This is a genomic window from Paenibacillus sp. BC26 (assembly GCF_900116125.1).
In the GTDB taxonomy this organism is placed as follows: domain Bacteria; phylum Bacillota; class Bacilli; order Paenibacillales; family Paenibacillaceae; genus Paenibacillus_Z; species Paenibacillus_Z lignilyticus.
The window spans coordinates 409,853-428,944 of record NZ_FPAD01000002.1 but is presented as its reverse complement, the minus strand read 5'-3'; the positions used below and the strand labels follow the sequence as shown (position 1 = coordinate 428,944).

Sequence of the window (19,092 nt, the reverse complement as noted above, 5' to 3'; positions counted from 1 at the left end):
ATTGAGGAGAGCAGCAGCGCTCTTTTTCAGAAGGGTATCCGAAACGTTTCGGAAAATAAAGAATCAGTTTAAATCCAACTATCTTGGAGGTGAACGACGAGTATGAACACAAAGAAGAAATGGTGGACCAGGTCCAGGCGCGAAGCGCTGGACGGGTATGTATTTATGAGTCCCGCGATACTCGGCCTGTTATTCTTCATGCTGGGCCCGATCGCGGCATCTGCCTATTTCAGCTTTACGGACTACGATATTCTGAGCACGCCTAAATGGGTAGGCTTGGACAATTATATCGAATTGTTCCAAGACTCTCTGTTCTGGCAATCGCTTAAGGTAACGATGATCTACTCCGTCGTAAGTGTGCCGCTCGGGCTGGTCGTCTCCCTGGCACTGGCGCTGCTGCTCAACAAGAACATTAAGGGGATCTTTTTCTTCCGAACGATCTTCTACTTGCCTGCGGTTATGTCGGGTGTAGCGGTTGCGCTGCTGTGGAAGTGGATATTCAATCCGGATTTCGGGTTAATCAACTGGGCGATCAGTTTAATCGGTTTCGAGGGGCCGAAATGGTTTATCGATGAGCAATGGGCACTGCCGCCGATCATAATCATGGGGTTATGGGGTGTTGGCGGCAGCATGCTGGTATACCTGGCCGGACTGCAAGGCATTCCAACGGATCTGTACGAGGCTGCCGAGATTGACGGAGCGAACAAACGCAAGCAATTCCGGCATATTACGCTTCCGATGCTGTCGCCGGTTATTTTCTTCAATCTGATTACCGGCATTATCGGAGCGCTTCAAGTATTTACGGAAGGCTTCATCATGACGGCAGGCGGGCCGAACAACGCGACGCTGTTCAGCGTGCTGTACTTATACCGCAATGCTTTTGACTACCTGCAAATGGGTTATGCGTCTGCGCTGGCTTGGGTGCTCTTCCTGATCATTCTGGCGTTCACATTAATCATCTTCAAATCATCGCCGATGTGGGTCTTCTACGAAGGGAACAGGAGGTCGGGAAAATCATGAACACGATCACACCAAACGATGTGCCTGTCCGTAGAAAGCTGACTCGCAGTCAATCCGAGCTTGTGTCCAAACTATTCAGCTATCTGCTGCTCTGCCTCGGCTCGATTATCATTCTGATTCCTTTCGCGTGGATGCTGTCTACTTCATTGAAGCTCAAAGCGGATGTCTACATCTTCCCGCCGCAGTGGATCCCGCAGCCGATGCAATGGCATAACTTCGTGGAAGCTTTTACGACTTTTCCGTTTGGATTATATACACAGAACTCGGTCATTATTGTCGTATTCGTGATGATTGGAACGCTGCTCTCTTGCTCCTTCGCCGCCTATGGCTTCTCAAGGCTGAATGCGCCGGGACGCAATTTCATCTTCCTCGTGCTGCTGGCCACAATGATGCTGCCGAGCGCTGTCACGATGGTGCCGATTTATCTGTTCTTCAACAAGCTTGGCTGGGTAGATACTTTCCTGCCGCTCATCATTCCGGCTTGGTTTGGAAGCGCCTTCTTCATCTTCATGATGCGCCAGTTCTTCATGGGCATCCCGTTCGAGCTCGAGGATTCGGCGCGAATAGACGGTTGCAACACCTATGGCATATGGGCGCGAATCATGGTTCCGCTCAGCAAGCCGGTGCTGGTTACGGTTGGCGTGTTTACGTTCATGGGGACTTGGAACGATTTTATGGGACCGCTCATTTATTTGACGGATGAGAATAAGCGCACATTGGCGCTCGGACTGTCCTACTTCCAAGGTTCTGCCAGAAGCGCTCCTGATCTTCATCTCCTGATGGCCGCATCGCTCTACGCGATCGCTCCATGCGTCATTCTGTACTTCCTATGCCAGAAGATTTTCGTCAAAGGCATGGTATTTACCGGCGTTAAAGGTTGACAACCATAACGTAAAACAGAGAAAAGAGGGATCTGTATGTTTCGCAAACGTAAGCTGGCTTTAGTTATGACGCTCGTCATGGCACTGTCGACGGTCTTGTATGGCTGCGGCGGGAATGACAACGGCAACACGGGCAGCAAGGATGAGAAGGTAGAACTGAATTTCATCCGTTGGTCGAACGGCCCCGCTTTAGACGAAGAAGAGAAAGATAAAGTGAAACGCTTTAACGATACGCACCCGAACATTCAAGTGAAAATGACGCTGCTGCCTTGGGACGAAACGTTCAAGAAAATCGAGCTGTCCCTTGCTTCGAACTCGCCTGTAGACTTGTTCTACTGGGATGTGCCCGCCTATGCATGGTACAAAAAAGGACTTATGAAAAATCTTCAGCCTTACTTCGATCGCGATCTGAACATGGCCGACTACGACGAGAAGCTGCTCGAGCCGTTTAAATTCGATGGCAGCAACATGTATGTTGCACCGGAAAACTATCAAACGCTCGTCATGTACTATAACAAAGACCTGTTCGACAAAGCGAATGTCGCGTACCCGAACGAGAACTGGAACTGGGACGATTACCTCGCAGCGGCCCAGAAGCTGACCATCAAAGAAGGCGACAAAACGGTGCAGTTCGGCACAAGCATGTCCCTAGGCGCATGGTGGGGATGGATGGCGCTTAGCCAAGAGCAAGGCGGGGCGCTGGCACCGAACATTCACGATCCGGAGAAGCTGTCGTTTAATACGCCGGAGACGAAGAATGCGCTGCAATACTTGCAGGATCTGATCTACAAGCATCATGTTGCGCCGGATGCGGCACAATCGAGCGCGCTTGGCGGCGACTTCTTGACAGGCAAAATCGCCATGTATGTCGGCGGTGACTGGGATCTGGGCAATCTCAAAGAGAAGAAGGACCTGCACTGGGATATGGCGCCAATGCCGAAGTGGGATGACAAACGCGTCGTTCCTTACTGGATGGGCGGCTATGCCATGACTGAGAAGTCGAAGCACCCGGATCAAGCATGGGAATTCATCAAGTGGACGATGACCGAGAACCAAGAAACGCTGGCGAAACAGCAATCGTGGATTCCGATCAACAAAACGGCTCTCTCGAAGGTGGAAACACCGGCATGGGCGCCGGAAGGCTACCAGACGGCTCGCTTCGACTGGATGAAATACGGCAACATCGGCGATATCTATCACCTCAGATGGCGTGAAGCGCAGGATAAAGCGATCACTCCGCTGGTCGATCAAATTTTTGCAAACAAAATCACAGTCGACGAAGCGCTGAAGAAAATGGATGAGCAAGTGAACGAAATTATATCGAAGAAGTAGGGAAGAGGAGGCTGTGCCTTGAAGTAGAACTTCTACTTTAAGGCGCGGCCTTTTGCCTGCAGACTCGAATAGGAGCGTGTGGAGAATTGAACCGAATAGAGCATGCCATTAGCGGGACGGATTTTGCGGTTTATGTAAACGGACTGAGGATAGATGAGCAGACGGAAGGTCTTCAATTAGTAGGCGTAGATAAGAGAGCCGCGGCAGAGGGAGCGCTGCATAACGTCTCCGTCTATCGTTACAGCAATTCGTTTGATGTACATATAGAGAGTCATATCATAGCTTACGAGGAAACCCCGCTGGTAGAACGATGGGTGTCGGTGCTTAATGTCGGATCAGATTCCGTGACGATTGAACGTGTGGATTCCTTCCGGCTGGCGCTTCCCGAGGATTCGTGGACGCTTATGCATTATAAGAGCGAGTGGGGAGCCGAATTTGAGCCGGTGCGCATGGAGCTGGCTAATGAGGATGTTATTCTGCAAACCAGGCAAGGACGTTCGTCGAAGGACATGCATCCTTGGATGAGCCTCATCGGCAGCGGGGGCGATCTGTTAACGGTATCGCCAATGTGGTCAGGCAACTGGATATTGCGCTGTGAACGAATCGGAGTTAGCGATGAGGGAGCAGGAAGCGTAAGCGATGAAGGCTCCAGCCTCTTCGAAGTAAGCGGCGGATTAAATGATTGGGAATTCGCCAAAGTGCTGCAACCCGGGGAAACCATGGAGGGCATCCATGTCGCTATCGCAGCGGGAAGCGGCGGTGAGCTTAACAGCACCTCCATCCCATTTGCTCGCGTGGGACGCAAGCACTGGTATGTAAGCAATGCGTTCTCCCGTTCGCTGCCGGCAGAATGGAATCATTGGTGGAGCTACGAGGACAAGACGATCAACGAGGATGTATTCCGTGCCAATGCGGCGGAAGCGGCGAAGCTCGGGATTGAAATTTGTACGCTTGATGCCGGTTGGTTCGGTCCTTCTGAAGCGGCTTCGGAATGGTTCGAGCATCGCGGCGATTGGGAAATGGTGAATACGACACGTTTTCCGAGCGGCATTCGTGCACTGTCGGATTACGTGCACAGCCTCGGCATGAAGTTTGGACTATGGTGCGAGATTGAAGCGCTGGGCAAAGCCGCTAATCTGTCGCAGCGCCATCCCTCTTACCCTGCACGCAGGGATGGGGAGCAGCTCGGTTATCTTTGTTTTGGCAATCCGGAAGTGCAGGAGTGGGCTTTCCGTACGTTGGATGAGCTAATTGTCGGCTACAACTGCCAATGGATCAAACTGGACTTTAACTTGGATCCGCAGGCGGGCTGCAGCTGCACCGACCACGGACACGGTGCCGGAGACGGACTGTTCGAGCATTACAAAGGGTACTATCGCATGCTCGACCGCGTTCGTGCGAAACATCCGGAAGTGATTTTGGAAAACTGCTCTTCCGGCGGACTACGCATCGATCTTGGGATGATGCGTCATACGCATACAACCTTTCTAAGCGATCCGGACTGGCCGGAGCACAGCCTCCAAGTATTCTGGGGAGCGACCACGATGCTTGCGGCGGAGGTCTGCTTGCATTGGAGTTATTCCGAGTTTCTGTGGAACTATGAGAAACAGCAATTTCATCCCCATTCACCGGATTTAAAGCCCTACCAATTCGACTACTACACCCGAGTTGCCATGCTCCGCGGCTTCGGCATCTCGCAGAAGCTTCCGCAGATGCCGGAGTGGATGCGCGAACGGCTTGCGTTTCACATCGACTTTTATCAACGGAGGGTGAAGCCTTTTGTCCGCTCGGCTGATTTGTATCGGTTGACCGGCCAGCCGGTGAGGGGCGGCCTCGGCGATTGCTGGTCTGCTTTTCAATACAGCCAGCAAGGCGGCGGGGAGCATTTGCTGTTCGTATTCCGTCTGCCCGGCGCCGAAGCGACTCGTGCCATTCGCATGCAGGGACTGGATGCGGCTGCTGCCTATCAATTGACGTACCTATCCGGCGATAGTCAGGAGGAGTCGATTGTACGCACAGGGGAGCAGTTGATGACGGAGGGTATTCTATTCAGCGGGCTCGAGATCGAAGAATCGGCTTTGCTGACCATCAATAGACTCACGGCGTTGGAATCGGTTTACAACTAATTTCCCATATTTTCCTCCTTTGCTTTATTCCATCCATTCCACTTTGCTATAATGGATCTATGTAAAGCCAAGAGGCAGATAGAAGGGAGTCAAATGGACATGTACCGATTCATCATACGATTGGCCTTCGTCTCTTTGATTCTATTCATTGGGCTTGGTTCGGATTATCCGGAGAGCAACGCCCAGGTGGCTTCGATTAGCACGACACTTCCGGAGCTTCGATCAGAAATATTGGAGCAGCTGCTCGAGCAAAAGCCGGAAATCTCCCTTTCCTACGATGGGGATCGCGCAGAGCTGTCGAAGCAATTTCCGGCGCTTATACGCGATACCTTCGCGGCGAACGATTATATTGCTTATATTGTGGATTCATATCTCTATACGATTCGTACTTGGGGGACGTCTGCCAAGATCAAGCTGACCATTACATACCGTGAAACAGCGGAGCAAACCAGGCACGTGGACCAACTCATTAATCAAGTGCTGCCTTCAATTGTTGTGGATAAAATGGATCCGCTCGAGAAGGTGACCTACATTCACGATTGGATTGTGGAGCATGTGGCTTACGATACTACCCTGCAGCGATATACGGCGATGGATGCGCTTGAAACCGGTTCGGCAGTCTGTCAGGGGTACTCGCTGCTGGCCTACCGGATGCTGTCGCATGCAGGCGTTGAGTCGAGAATCGTGGAAGGCAAGGTCGATTCCGGCAGTCATGTGTGGAATTTGGTACGCCTGAATAACGGCTGGCATCACATGGATGTGACTTGGGATGATCCGCTTCCGGATCGTCCGGGTAAAGTCAGCCATACGTATTTCTTGGTAAACGATCGCTTCATGAGGCAGGATCACAGCTGGGAAAAGGCGTATCCGATGACGCGATAGCGGGTTTAGTGCGATAAAGGGAAAGCAAAGAAAAGGAGCAAAGCGTCTTATAGCGCTTTGCTCCTTTTGTTGTAGCGACCACCGCGGCCTCATGGTGTGGCGTGAAATGTTGCAAAACATGCAGCATTTACGGCGTTTCGGCATTCGATTGGTCGAAATGCTGCTCGTTATTTATATGCAGCATTCTCGGCAGAGCGGGCATGTCGGGTTGGCGGAAGCGTTTAGTCGCTGCTGGGTTTGTTGTTTCGCTGCGCCGTCATCTGCTGCCAGACGGATCCGGCAGCTTCCTCGCCACGCTCGATGCGTTCCAAGGCGATGCGCGCTTGCAGGCTGACCTCGAATTCCGGGTCAGCCGCAGCTGCTTGCAGCGCCTCTGCCGCGGAGTCGTCGCCGACCTCGTAGAGGAAACGGGCGGCCCGCCAGCGGACGAGCTTGTTGCGGTCGCGGAGCGCTTCAATCATGGCCGGGATCGCGGCGGGGTCGCCAAGATCCGAGAGCGTGTCGCCGGCGGTGCGCCGCACGGACGCGGATGCGTCGCGCAGTGCCGCGATCAGGAGCGGCATCGCCTCCGGCAGGCGCAGCTCGCCGAGATAGACGACGGCCAGTCTCCGGATGGAGACGTTGTCGTCGGTTATGGCTTTGGCGAGCAGCGGGAGCATCGCCGGCTCCGGCGCCGTGCGCGAGAGCGCCTCGTAGCGCACGCTCCACTCCGGCGATGCGAGCCGCTCGGCGAGCTGCTCTGCCGTCAGCGGCGCCGGCCGCGCAGCCGGTGCCGCAGGCGAATCGCCCTGCGCGGCGCCGAGGGCGATCGCTGCCGCGATAAGTTCCTCCAGCCGCTCCTGCGGATAAGCGGCTTCAAGCTCCCTCACGAGCTCCGCTGCAATCTCATCGGGCTCGCCGTAGCGGACCCCGAGCTCCTCCAGCACTCGCTCGCGAATCATCGAGGAGGCGGCAGCCCGCGTCACCGCCTCCGTGAACTGCGCGGGCAGCGCCGCACGCGCTTCGCCACCCGGCGTGCGCACGCGCACTTGCATCGGGATGCCCCGATACAGCTGCACGAACGCGTGCGCCTCGCCGAAGCTCTCCGCGCCGGGCCCAGCTGCGCCCGTGCCCTCGCCGGAGCCTTCGGCAGACCCGGCCTCATCGCCGCTCTGCAGGATGCGCCGCGCCTCGGCCAGAATCCGCTCCCAGTCCGCCCCCGGCTTCCGGTCGAGCGCGATAAAATCCGTCGTGCGGAACAAGCCGCGCACGCCTTCAATGCGAAGCAAGCTGCGCAGCGGTTCAACCGCGCCGTCGGCATCGCTCAGCGCGAGGCTGAAGCGCTGCCCGGCGGGAAGCTTTTCATTCACATTCAATTTCATTGTATTTGGACTTGGCGTCGGTTCAATACCAAGTAATTTCATGCGGTTTTCCCCCATTTCCGTTCATACTTAGACTATATTGTAAACCATTTGGCAAGGGATCCACAATTGAGATTCAAACTGTTGAACGCTGTTTGCTTAATCGATTTAAGCTTGGTATCTTTGAAATAAAGAATGGTTGTATCATGCAGCCGATAGAGACAGGAACAGACAACACGACGGGAGACGTGAGCAAGCCATGCGCTTTGAAAACTTAAATCGGGAAGCGACACCCAAGACGTTCAAGGAAGTCAGACAATGGCGGCGGGAACGTGCGGGCAAAATGAAGCTGAAAGACTATTCCTATGCCGTTCCGACCGCAGATCCGGACTTGATTTATTTGCATTCCAATTCGGCTGAGCCATCGCTTACTTGGATCGGTCACTCGACATTTCTTATTCAGCATTCCGGACTCAACATCATTACCGATCCGATCTGGGCCGAGAAGCTCGCGTTACAACGCCGTCTGTCTCCTCCGGGTCTCGCGATTCAAGATGTGCCGCCTATCGATGTCGTCTTAATTTCTCATTCTCATTATGATCATCTTCATATGAAATCACTCGAACAGCTCAAAGGCAGTAAAATGATGATCGTACCCGTCGGCTTGGCTGCTAAGTTACGACGCAAAGGCTTCTCCTCCATTATCGAGCTGGAGTGGTGGCAGTCGGCCACAATTAGCGGCATTACGTTTACTTTTGTACCGGCACAGCATTGGACGCGCCGCACCTTGACGGACACGAACACGTCGCACTGGGGCGGATTTATCATAGAATCAGAGCTGGCTCCAACGGTATATTTTGCCGGGGACAGCGGGTATTTCGACGGATTTAAGGAGATTGGCAGCCGCTTCGACATCGATGTTGCGCTGATGCCGATCGGCGCGTATGAACCGGAATGGTTCATGCGACAGCAGCATGTGACGCCGGAGGAGGCGCTCCAAGCGTTCCTCGATGTAGGTGCGAAGCGGTTCATACCGATGCATTACGGCTCGTACAAACTGGCGGACGACACACCGCGCGAAGCCTTGGATCGGCTGGAGGCGGAGAGCAAGCGGCTCTCGCTGGCGCGAGGAACCGTAATGATACTCCCTCACGGGGAAACCGTTCGATTAAATGATAACAAGTAGGCAATCATATGCGATTTTATGCTATAATGGTGTGATGAGTAGAACTTTTAGTGAAGGACGGGATTGTGCAAAATGATTAGTACAAGCGGCATAACGCTACGTTTCGGTAAGCGTGCGCTATTTGAAGATGTAAATATTAAATTTACGCCTGGCAACTGCTACGGCTTGATCGGTGCAAACGGCGCAGGCAAATCGACGTTTCTGAAGATTCTTTCCGGCGAAGTGGAACAAACGAGCGGCGAGGTTCATATTACACCAGGCGAACGCTATGCGGTCCTGAAGCAGAACCATTATGAGTACGATGATTTCCTCGTACTCGAAACGGTTATTATGGGTCACAAGAAGCTTTATGAAGTAATGAAAGAGAAAGATGCGATCTATGCGAAAGCGGAATTCACCGATGAAGACGGCATGCGTGCAGGCGAATTGGAAGCGGAATTCGCGGACATGAACGGCTGGGAAGCGGAGTCCGAAGCAGCAGGCATGCTGAACGGCCTCGGTATTACGCCGGATCTTCACGATAAGCGGATGGCTGAGCTTTCCGGTAACGAGAAAGTCCGCGTGCTCTTGGCGCAAGCATTGTTCGGTTCCCCGAACATTCTGCTGCTCGATGAGCCTACCAACCATCTCGACATGCAATCCATCGGCTGGCTTGAGGATTTCCTCTCCCGCTATGAAGGCACTGTCGTTGTCGTATCCCATGACCGTCACTTCTTGAACCAAGTGTGTACGCATATTGCGGATATCGATTTCGGTAAGATCCAAATGTATGTCGGTAACTACGACTTCTGGTATGAGTCCAGCCAATTGGCGCTGACGCTCATGCGCGATAACAACAAGAAGAAGGAAGACAAAATCAAGGAGCTGCAAGCGTTCATTCAACGTTTCAGCGCGAACAAATCCAAATCCAAGCAAGCGACTTCCCGTAAGAAGCTTCTTGATAAGATTTCCCTGGATGATATTCGTCCATCAAGCCGTAAATATCCGTTCATCAACTTCAAGCCAGAGCGTGAAGCAGGCAAGCAACTGCTGCTGACTGAAGGCTTGACGAAGACTGTTGACGGCGTGAATCTGATCGACAACCTGACGATCACGGTTAACAAAGGCGACAAAATCGCACTTGTCGGACCGAACACATTGCCGAAATCAATTTTGTTCCAATTGCTTGTGGGAGAGATTGAACCGGATGCAGGTTCATTCCAATGGGGAATTACAACGACGCAAGCGTATTTCCCTAAAGACAACTCGCAGTATTTCGATGGCGTAGAGATGAACCTTGTCGACTGGCTTCGCCAATATTCGAAGGATCAGGATGAGAGCTTCATCCGCGGCTTCCTTGGCCGTATGCTCTTCTCCGGTGACGAGGCGCTTAAGAAAGCCAGCGTACTGTCCGGGGGCGAGAAGGTCCGCTGCATGCTCTCCAAAATGATGCTGTCCAGTTCGAACGTTCTGCTTATGGACGAACCGACGAACCATTTGGATCTCGAGTCCATTACCGCGCTTAACAACGGCTTGATCGATTTCGACGGCACGCTGATCTTCACATCGCACGACCATCAGTTCGTTCAAACGATTGCGAACCGCATCATCGAAATTACGCCTAACGGTGTAATCGATCGTATGATGTCTTATGATGAGTACCTCGAGAGCGCTGAGATTAAAGCGATTCGCGAGCGTATGTACCCAGCGGAATAAGCTGCAATCTATTCAATCCCATTAGCGGGCTTTTTCGAACATTACGTTCGGCAAAGCCCGCTTTTTTGCTGCGTGAAACGTGATTTGTTGTTCTTCCGCGAATGTCCGATACATAAACTAAAGTAATAGCCCGTGTAAGGTTCTGTCGTATATTAGGTCTTTGGATGTGCATGACCTCTCAGGGCGGTTTATGTTAAAATGACAATAGTAGATGAATAGTTGAAGGAGTCGATCGTTTATGTCCTTTTTCGATAAAGTTAAACAAGGCGCATCGGAAGCGGCGAAGAAAGCACAGCAAACCGTTGAAATTACGAAATTGAAAGCACAGATCTCCGGTAAAGAAAGAGAAATCGATAAAGTGTATGCAACCATCGGTGCGGCGGTTTACCGTGCGCATCAAGCACATGACTTGGCTTCTGCCGAGCATGAAGTGACAAACTGCTGCTCACAGGTAGATGAGCTGCAAGTAGAAATCGGTCAGCTTGAAGAGCGTATCAAGATGATTCGTTTCGAGAAAACGTGCAGCTGCGGCAAAGTGGTCGCGCTGGATACGAAGTTCTGCCCGGATTGCGGATCTGCACTGGGGGATGAACCGAAGAATGAAACGACTGTCGGCGAAATTGTCGTCATCTGCAACACATGCAAAACCGAGAATGAACTGAACGCCAAATTCTGCGTGTCCTGCGGCTCCGGCTTATCCGCCTCCGGTTCCGGATACTAGCACCATACTGATGTAGTAAGAGCAGTCCCAATGCGCCTATCGGTGTACGGGGACTGCTTTTTTTAAATGTACAAGTGCCGTTACGTTGCAAGGACATGCTCATAAACTAACAGAAGAGCTGTCAGGCGAAGGAGGTAATAGAAAGTGGCATACGAAACAACGGACCGAGATTTCAATGCTATGCTTCATAAGAAGCTTACGAATAGGGAGAGCTTACTTGATATCGGAAGTGGGCCTTGCGTCCTGCTGGACACTTTTCCTTATTCATATATTGTCGCGCTTGAGATTCATCGGCCCTATTTGATTAACCGGGCTACGCATGCCAGTCATATCATCCCTTTAAATGCGGATGCCAGGGAGATCCATAAGCTGTTTGTGCCAAAGTCGTTCTCAGCGGTGTCATTCATCGATTCCATCGAGCATTTCACCAAACATGATGCCCATTTGCTGCTGCAGAAGGCGGAGATGATTGCCAAGCACCATGTCATCATTTATACGCCACGAGGCTTCTTCCCGCAGCAGTATGTGGATCACTTTGGATTGAATGGCGAGAAGTTCCAAACGCATCGCAGCGGCTGGGAGCCGGCGGAACTGGAGCAGCTGGGTTATGAAGTTACAATTCTGAAAGGCATGCATGATCAGCGAAATCCGGCATTTGTTCACGCATTTGGATTGGAACATACGCCGATTGATGCGCTGCTGGCCATAAAGTATTTGGGATAAATAATATTTTGTAATGAGATCGATTCACGCTAGTGCTGTTATGGTTACTATTTGGATATATATAGTAATGTCCTTGCGATATCCTACACTTGGGAGGCGTTGGTTATGCTCGTACCCGTGGAATCCAAACAAATCGCATTCTGTTCGTATAATGAGGACGAGGCATCTTTATATCTGTACTACCATACAGGGGATGTGGCTATTTTCTCGTCGATCGGCAAGCTTGATTATCAGTCCGTCATCGATTCTCCAAACCGTTACGACACCCTTATGCTGATTACCAAGAAAAGCCAAAGTGAATCGGAGCTCCATGCATTTCTTCCGGAAATGGAAGGGAATTAGCAATAAGCTCATACGAAAGCCGCATTGGAATAATTTACATGATTGCGGAAGACGCAGGAGAAATTAGTACTTTAGACTTTCATATAGGACCGAACCACTTCGGGGTGAAAGGAAGCGTTCACTTAGGAAGTGTGTGGGTCTGCAGGAAGACATCTCCGAGAAGGAGATGTCTTTTTTGCGTGATCAAGTTCGAATGCTAGTGCTATTCGACTAGTATGCAGGATGACAAATGAGACATGTGGACGATATATGCATCTTACGCGCGCACGTACAATTGACACTAGGGTCAAAACACCTACAGCACGACCATCACAAGAGGAGGATATCAATCAACATGAAAAAGTTTACAGCATCGTTACTTGTCCTGATTCTAACTGCTTTGCTTGTCATGCCAGCAGTGATGGGCGCCTCACCGGCTCCAGCGCCTGTCGTCGGAGAAATTCAATCCAGTGTCAGTTTCCGCAGCGCACCGTCTACATCTTCAACCGTCTATAAATACTTGAAGGCGGGCGATAACGTTGTCATCTTGGAGAAAACGAACGCGAGCTGGTACAAAGTACAAGACGTATTCGGCACGGTCGCTTATGTCTCTTCTTCCGATAAATATATTGAAATCATCTATAACGCATCGATCGTTTCATCCGTTTCGTTCCGTAAATCCGCTTCCACAGAAGGCACGCGTCTACGCTACTTGAGCAAAGGCGAATCGGTCCTTATTACAGGCCAGCCGAACAGCGCATGGTATGCCGTAACCGATTCGCATGGCGTTAAAGGTTATGTCAGCTCCAGTGAGCAATACATATCGATTGGCGCAAGCTTCTCCCTGCCTAGCGGCACGAAGCCCGGCTCAGGCTCAGGCGGCGGCACGACGCCGAACGCGCCGCAGCTCATTGAGAACGCGATTGCAGCCGGTATGAAATATTGGGGAACGCCTTATGAGTTCGGATCCGATCGCGATAACACTAAAACATTCGATTGTTCCGACTTCGTACGCACGGCATTCCGCGAAGGCGCTAACCTAACGCTTCCTGCCGATTCGCGTAAGCAAGGCGACTACGTAAAAGCGAAAGGCGCAACGAAATCCGATTGGCGTTCATTGAAACGCGGCGACCTGATGTTCTTCATGGAGTACAAAGGTTCGAAAGCATCTAACTATGCAGGCGTCAACAAAGCGACTGAAACGATTACGCATGTAGGCATCTATCTTGGCAATGGCCAAATCCTGCATACCTATTCCACGGCATCCGGCGGCGTTCGCACAAACGACATCGCAGGCGGACAATGGGAAAACCGCTTCTTGTTTGGCGGAAGCGTATTGTAATTGAATTGAAAAACCGGAAGGGCTTGAAGCCTTTCCGGTTTTTTTTTTGACCGCATAGAAAAAACCGTCACTGCAGAAACTGCAGGACGGCGCGGGAGCATTCCATGGGGTTGTATTGTTGGTTGCGTTTGTTTATAAGATCAAGCCGGTGCTGTCCGGAGGTATAAGGCTCTTGAATAAGGGCGAACCATTTATCGATCGTTTCCGAGGAGATCAGCATCTCGCCAAAACCGCTCGCAACGAAGTATTCGCAATTGACTTCTTCTTGTCCCGGGATCGGTTCGTAGAACAGCATCGGGATGCTTTTGCTCAAGCCTTCCGTACATGTCATGCCGCCGGGCTTCGTAATCAGCAGGTCGGATACGTCCATCAGCTTGTTGATTTCTTTGGTAAATCCAAGCACCTTAATGTTCGTATGTTGAAAATTAGGGTCAGCGAGCATTCGCTCACGAGCCTTCTCATTGTTGCCTACACAATAGATCAGCTGAATTTTATCGCGCCAACGGGTCATGTAGCTGAGCAAATCATCGCTGTACATAATCCCCCAGCCACCGCCCATAATAAGGACGGTTGGCAATGGCTTCAAATCAAACTGGGCTTGCAGCTCCGATTTGTCATGCGTTTGCCAGAAGTTCGGATGGACCGGAATGCCGGTAACCTCGATTCGACCCGGCGAGATACCGCGGTCGGTCAACTTGGTCTTTACCTCATTGGTGGAGACCAGATATTTGTTCACCTCGGAGCTTGTCCATGTGCCATGCGCATCATAATCGGTAATGAGCGTATAGAGCGGGACTTGCAGCCCAAGCCTCTTCAGCCGTGAAACGACTGCGTTAGGTACAGGGTGCGTGCATACGATCAGATCCGGCTTCAATTGGGCGATGACCTGCGATGTATGCGTGTAAAAAATACGATGCAGCGCCAACTGAGCGAATCGGTTAAGTGATTTTTTATATTGTCTGCGGTATAGCTTTCCGAGCAGTTTCGGCTGTTTAGTCACTGTTTTGCGATAAGCGGATACAATCAGCGGGCCGATGACCGGGTTAAGAAAATTGCCCAGTTCAATGACGCGAGTCTGAATTGTAGAATCAAGTGAACGAAGACCTACCGCAAGCGCGTAAGCCGCCTGGGTATGCCCGGAACCGAACCCTTCGGAAAGGAGCAATACTCTTTTTTTTCGCACATTCTCACCTGCTTCTTCTACCGGTTCAGGAATCCCTAAGAACTCTCCTTCTCATATTACGCTGTTTTCCCTTTGAAGCACAAGATTGGAATTAAGACTTGCGTATGATTGCATCCTTATTTTATGCTAAAAATTAGGCGGTTCGCGGTAGCAGCGAACACGGACCAGAATGGAGTGGTTGTAGAATGCAGCAAAAACAAAGGTTTATTCCGGAACAAGGCTCTATCGTAACGTTTACCTATAAATCCGGTGATTATGCAGGGGAAGTTATGGAAACAAGCGGACCGCGCGCATTGATTAAAGTGCTGGCGGTATTAAAGCACCCCGAGCAGGGAGATTTGCATAATCCCTACAATCCCGATGTACCCATGTTCCACGAACGCAGAGCGCTGAGCTACACGGAGAAAACGAATGTACCTTACAGCGATATCAGCGGACTTTATCCGGGAGAAGTGCCATCGTACAAAGAATCGTTAACACGGGCAGTGGCCGCGGAGATCGAAGCGATCGACCGTCTGAAGCGCTGGGCGGAGCGGGGACTGGAGCAGTTGAGGCAGTTGGAGAAAGAGTATAAGTAAGATAAGGCGAGTGCAGCTTGGCAGCAGGGAGAAGAGTAATGACGAGAGCAGCTTAGGCAGCCGGAGGGGGATGCGGTATGAATAGGAACGAATTGGCGAAGGGGATTTATAACAGCTCGCATTTGTCGGGAACTTTTACGCTGCGTTCCGGTCAAGTTTCGGAAACGTATTTTGACAAGTATTTATTTGAAGCGAACCCTCGTTTGCTTGGCGCAATAGCCTGCGAACTGGCCTTATGTATTCCGATTGGCATCGATGTGCTTGCAGGACTCGAGATGGGCGGTATTCCGGTTGCGACGGCACTGTCGCTGGAAACGAATATCCCTGCCGCTTTCGTACGAAAGCAAGCGAAGAGCTATGGGACATGCAAACTCGCCGAAGGCGCGGAAGTGCGCGGTCAGAATGTGTGTATTGTGGAAGATGTCGTCACAACCGGTGGACAGATCCTGCTCAGCGTTGCAGAACTGCGAGCAGCCGGGGCGATTGTCGAGGACGTTGTATGTGTCATCGAACGGCACCCGGATGGCCGCAAGAAATTGGAGGAAGCAGGACTGAAGCTGCATGCTCTGTTTACAATCGAGGAGCTTGAGGCTGCGGGAAATGTGGAGGATGTTGCGCTTTCGGGTGAGGGTTGGAGCGATTAAGTGAGTGAATTGAATAGTTGTTGCGAAATACTGACTGGATGACCGGATTGCGTTTTTGGTCATTCGGTGCTATTATGACCTATATCATGTTGAAGAAGGAGGCTGCAGCGCAATGGAACAGAAGAAACCGGTCGATCGCAGAATGCAAATTGTGGAGGCCGCTGGGAAATCGTTTGCCATGTTTGGGTATAAAGCGACGACGATGGAGCTGGTTTCCAAAATCGCTGCAGTCGGCAAAGGTACGATCTATACGTTTTTTGCAACGAAGGAAGACTTGTTTAATGAAATCATCGGGCAGCTGGCTGCCGAGCTTCGGAGCTTGGCGGAGCGCACGATTGATCGAGAGCGGAATTTCTTCGATAATTTAGCGGCAGTCCTGCACGAGCTGTTGCTGTTTCGCGAGAAGCATGAACTCATCGTGAAATTGTCTCAGGAGATTCGTGATCTGGGCACGCCAATGGCAAGGGATGGAGCGGCACGGCTTGAACAAGCCATTCAAGCTTTTATCCAGCATGAGATTGAGCTTGCCATTGCGAAGAACGAGCTGCGCGGAGTTGATCCGGCGCTGACTGCTTTTGTGATCTTGAAGCTGTATGTAGCCATCGGCGTCGAGTGGATCAGAAGCCATCAGCTGTCTCGCGAAGACCTTGCTGCTTATTTTACGAGCTTGCTGCGCGAGGGTGTCGGAGTGAAGTAAGAGCTTTGTCATGAAGCGGCTGCGTGAAGGTTAGTGTCCGAAGGTTGTGGCTGCATGGGTAGTTGCTTAGAAAAGGTATGGTTCGAGGGGAATGGCTCGCTGAGACTGCTTCGTAAGGTGTTGATGCAGAGTAGGTGGTTAAACAAGCTATAGCGTCGAATAAGTTTAATTCGTGGACAATGGCTAGTTGGGAAGGCGGACTAGTCCATTTTTTTTGAAGTGAATTGACCGAAAAACTAAATTGGTCATTTATTCTGTTTTGGAGGGGAAACGCAATGCGAGGTTTATCATTGTTTGGCAAGGAATTTAGCCGGATTGTCCGCAGTCCAAAGCTTCTTATCCCGATTGTAGGTGTGTTGTTCATACCGATTATGTACAGCGGGATGTTGATTGGGTCGTTTTGGGATCCTTACGGGAAGCTGAGCGAACTGCCGGTGGCGGTCGTGAATGAGGATGCCGGCGCGCAGTTTGAGGGGAAACCGCTGGCTGTCGGACAGGATTTGGTCGATGAATTGAAGGTTAATAAGGAATTTGATTGGGTTTTCGTGAGCCGGGCTGAAGCGGAGAAAGGCGTCCGGGACGGGGATTACTATTATGTGATCGAAATTCCCGAGTCCTTCTCGAAGCAAGCGACCACGCTGCTGGACGAAAAGCCGCAGCCTGCGGCAATCCGATATGTGTCCAATGATAGCGGCAACTACTTAGCGGCCAAAATCGGGCAAGCTGCGATCGAGAAGCTGCAAACTGAAATTTCGCAGCAAGTGACAAAAGCCTATGCGGAGGCGGTCTTCGACAGTATCGGCGAGGCATCTGACGGCATTGTCCAAGCGAGCGAAGGCGCAGGCAAGCTGAACGACGGCGCCTCGGATGCGGAGAAAGGCGCCAAGCTGCTGCGCGATAACGTAGCGAAGCTGGCTTCCGGCACGGAGCAGCTCGCCGGAGGCGTTAAGGCGCTCGGCAGCGGCGCCGGTCAATTAGCGGCCGGAACGGCCGCCGTTCGGGACGGCTCGGCGGCGCTCGCAGCCGGGCTTGGCAAGCTCGAAGCTGCCGGCGCACAGCTCGGCGGCGGCGCTAAGCAAGCCGCCGAGGCCGGTGCGAAGCTGGCCGACGGGCTTGCCTCGGCGGAGCAAGGCGGCGTGCAGCTCGCCGGCGCAGCCGCGAAGCTGTCGGCGGCGCTTGAGGCGTATGCCGCCGCAGCTTCGCCGGATGCAGCGCAGGATCCCGCGCTGCAGGAGCTGCTCGGCGCAGCCCGCGCGGTATCCGCGGGCGCAGCCGAGCTCTCCGGCGGCAGCGCGAAGCTTGCCGCCGGCGGCGCGCAGCTGCAGCAGGGCCAGCTGCAGCTGCAGCAAGGGCTTGCGGCGCTGCACGCGCAGCTCGCAGCCGCGCAGCAAGGCGGCGCCAAGCTCGCCGCAGGCGCCGAGAGCGCAGCGGCCGGTGCCGCGAAGCTGGCGGATGGCGCAGCCGCCGCTGGCCGCGGTGCGGCAGAGCTTGCCGGGGGCTCCGGCAAGCTGGCCAGCGGCTCCGCCGCGCTTGCGAGCGGCGCGGAGCAGCTCGCAGGCGGCACGGCCGAGCTGTCGGGCAAGCTCGGCGATGCCGCGAAGCAAACCGGGGGCATCACCGGAACCGATGCCCTGTACGACATGTTCGCGAATCCGGTACATGTCGATGAACAGAAGTTGACCGAAGTGCCGAACTACGGTACGGGCTTCACACCGTACTTCTTGTCACTTGGCCTGTTCGTAGGCGCATTGCTCTCCACAATGGTCATTCCGATGCGCGAAACAGGGCTGAAGCCACGCTCCGGCTGGAGCTGGTTCGTCAGCAAAGTATTGCTCTTTATCGTAGTTGGCGTTGTGCAAGCTTTAATTGCAGACGCGATTCTGCTCTACGGAATCGGCCTTAAGGTCAACCACTTAGGCGCATTCATCGGCATGTCGATGCTGGCAAGCGTCGCTTTCATGATGATCGTGCAGTTCCTTGTTACATTGCTCGATCAGCCGGGGCGCTTTGTTGCCGTTATGCTGCTCATCCTGCAGCTGACCGGCAGTGCCGGGACATATCCATCTGAGCTCATCCCATCCTGGCTGCAGCATATCAGCGCATGGCTGCCGATGACGTACACAATCAGCGCTTTCCGCGAAATCGTGACAGGAAACGAGCTGTTGACTGTAGGCAGCAAAGCGATGTACACAGCAAGCTTTGCAGTCATATTCGCAGCACTTTCACTAATCGTCTTCCTCATACTGCATCGCAAAACAAAACGCGACACAATAGAACTCGCGGCAACGGTGTAGCTCTCAGAGCCACACATCATCAAATAACCGAGGAATTTTAGCAATGTGTAGCTCTGGGAGCAACACATTACCCGAATTCACGCGAAATTAACGAAAGAGTAGCCCATAGGGCTACTCTTTCTTCTTC

At 52.4% G+C, this 19,092-nt stretch carries 17 protein-coding genes; 15 read left to right on the top strand and 2 right to left on the bottom strand.

Features of this window, described 5'->3' with window-relative positions; translation table 11 throughout:
* Positions 1–102: 102 nt before the first annotated feature.
* The 5 genes from BM412_RS18350 to BM412_RS18330 all read left to right on the top strand — a co-directional run bounded on the left by BM412_RS18350 (position 103) and on the right by BM412_RS18330 (position 6,241).
* On the top strand, positions 103–1,020 hold the full coding sequence (locus tag BM412_RS18350) for a carbohydrate ABC transporter permease (protein ID WP_091221479.1): 918 nt from the start codon (positions 103–105) through the stop codon (positions 1,018–1,020).
* On the top strand, positions 1,017–1,901 hold the full coding sequence (locus BM412_RS18345) for a carbohydrate ABC transporter permease (protein ID WP_091221478.1): 885 nt from the start codon (positions 1,017–1,019) through the stop codon (positions 1,899–1,901). Before BM412_RS18350 ends, BM412_RS18345 begins: the two co-directional genes overlap by 4 nt.
* Before the next feature lie 36 nt (positions 1,902–1,937).
* Positions 1,938–3,233: an ABC transporter substrate-binding protein gene (locus tag BM412_RS18340; protein WP_091221475.1), complete on the top strand. Its 1,296-nt coding sequence runs from the start codon at positions 1,938–1,940 to the stop codon at positions 3,231–3,233.
* An 86-nt stretch (positions 3,234–3,319) separates the two neighbouring features.
* Positions 3,320–5,359 (top strand): alpha-galactosidase, encoded by a 2,040-nt coding sequence (locus BM412_RS18335; protein WP_091221472.1) that lies wholly within the window; start codon positions 3,320–3,322, stop codon positions 5,357–5,359.
* A gap of 99 nt (positions 5,360–5,458) precedes the next feature.
* Entirely contained in the window at positions 5,459–6,241 is a 783-nt protein-coding gene (locus BM412_RS18330) for a transglutaminase domain-containing protein (protein WP_177245908.1), read from the top strand.
* A gap of 221 nt (positions 6,242–6,462) precedes the next feature.
* Here BM412_RS18330 and BM412_RS18325 read toward each other — a convergent pair whose 3' ends face one another.
* Positions 6,463–7,644: a conserved virulence factor C family protein gene (locus tag BM412_RS18325; protein ID WP_091221467.1), complete on the bottom strand. Its 1,182-nt coding sequence runs from the start codon at positions 7,642–7,644 to the stop codon at positions 6,463–6,465.
* Positions 7,645–7,840: 196 nt separating this feature from the next.
* Here BM412_RS18325 and BM412_RS18320 point away from each other — a divergent pair, with 196 nt between their 5' ends.
* The 6 genes from BM412_RS18320 (at position 7,841) to BM412_RS18295 (ending at position 13,569) form a co-directional block, all read left to right on the top strand.
* Positions 7,841–8,767 carry an MBL fold metallo-hydrolase gene (locus BM412_RS18320; protein WP_256256430.1) on the top strand — a complete coding sequence of 309 codons (927 nt, stop codon included), beginning with the start codon at positions 7,841–7,843 and terminating at the stop codon, positions 8,765–8,767.
* Between the two features lie 72 nt (positions 8,768–8,839).
* Positions 8,840–10,462, top strand: coding sequence for an ABC-F family ATP-binding cassette domain-containing protein (locus tag BM412_RS18315; protein WP_091221465.1), 1,623 nt, complete (start codon positions 8,840–8,842; stop codon positions 10,460–10,462).
* Between the two features lie 238 nt (positions 10,463–10,700).
* Positions 10,701–11,183 carry a zinc ribbon domain-containing protein gene (locus BM412_RS18310; protein ID WP_091221462.1) on the top strand — a complete coding sequence of 161 codons (483 nt, stop codon included), beginning with the start codon at positions 10,701–10,703 and terminating at the stop codon, positions 11,181–11,183.
* A gap of 144 nt (positions 11,184–11,327) precedes the next feature.
* Entirely contained in the window at positions 11,328–11,906 is a 579-nt protein-coding gene (locus tag BM412_RS18305) for a class I SAM-dependent methyltransferase (protein WP_091221459.1), read from the top strand.
* A 105-nt stretch (positions 11,907–12,011) separates the two neighbouring features.
* Positions 12,012–12,248, top strand: coding sequence for a hypothetical protein (locus BM412_RS18300; RefSeq protein ID WP_091221456.1), 237 nt, complete (start codon positions 12,012–12,014; stop codon positions 12,246–12,248).
* Positions 12,249–12,582: 334 nt separating this feature from the next.
* A complete protein-coding gene (locus BM412_RS18295) occupies positions 12,583–13,569 on the top strand; it encodes a C40 family peptidase (RefSeq protein ID WP_091221453.1) in 987 nt (328 codons plus the stop codon).
* Positions 13,570–13,636: 67 nt separating this feature from the next.
* Here BM412_RS18295 and BM412_RS18290 read toward each other — a convergent pair whose 3' ends face one another.
* Positions 13,637–14,752, bottom strand: a complete 1,116-nt coding sequence (locus tag BM412_RS18290; RefSeq protein ID WP_091221451.1) for an MGDG synthase family glycosyltransferase — start codon at positions 14,750–14,752, stop codon at positions 13,637–13,639.
* A gap of 185 nt (positions 14,753–14,937) precedes the next feature.
* Between BM412_RS18290 and kapB the strand changes: the two genes are divergently transcribed.
* From kapB to BM412_RS18270, 4 genes are all read left to right on the top strand, one after another.
* Positions 14,938–15,330: a sporulation phosphorelay system protein KapB gene (gene kapB, locus BM412_RS18285; protein WP_091221448.1), complete on the top strand. Its 393-nt coding sequence runs from the start codon at positions 14,938–14,940 to the stop codon at positions 15,328–15,330.
* A 77-nt stretch (positions 15,331–15,407) separates the two neighbouring features.
* On the top strand, positions 15,408–15,974 hold the full coding sequence (pyrE, locus tag BM412_RS18280; protein ID WP_091221447.1) for an orotate phosphoribosyltransferase: 567 nt from the start codon (positions 15,408–15,410) through the stop codon (positions 15,972–15,974).
* 112 nt (positions 15,975–16,086) lie between these two features.
* Positions 16,087–16,671 carry a TetR/AcrR family transcriptional regulator gene (locus BM412_RS18275; RefSeq protein WP_091221443.1) on the top strand — a complete coding sequence of 195 codons (585 nt, stop codon included), beginning with the start codon at positions 16,087–16,089 and terminating at the stop codon, positions 16,669–16,671.
* A gap of 275 nt (positions 16,672–16,946) precedes the next feature.
* A complete protein-coding gene (locus BM412_RS18270) occupies positions 16,947–18,965 on the top strand; it encodes a YhgE/Pip domain-containing protein (RefSeq protein ID WP_091221441.1) in 2,019 nt (672 codons plus the stop codon).
* Positions 18,966–19,092: the final 127 nt, after the last annotated feature.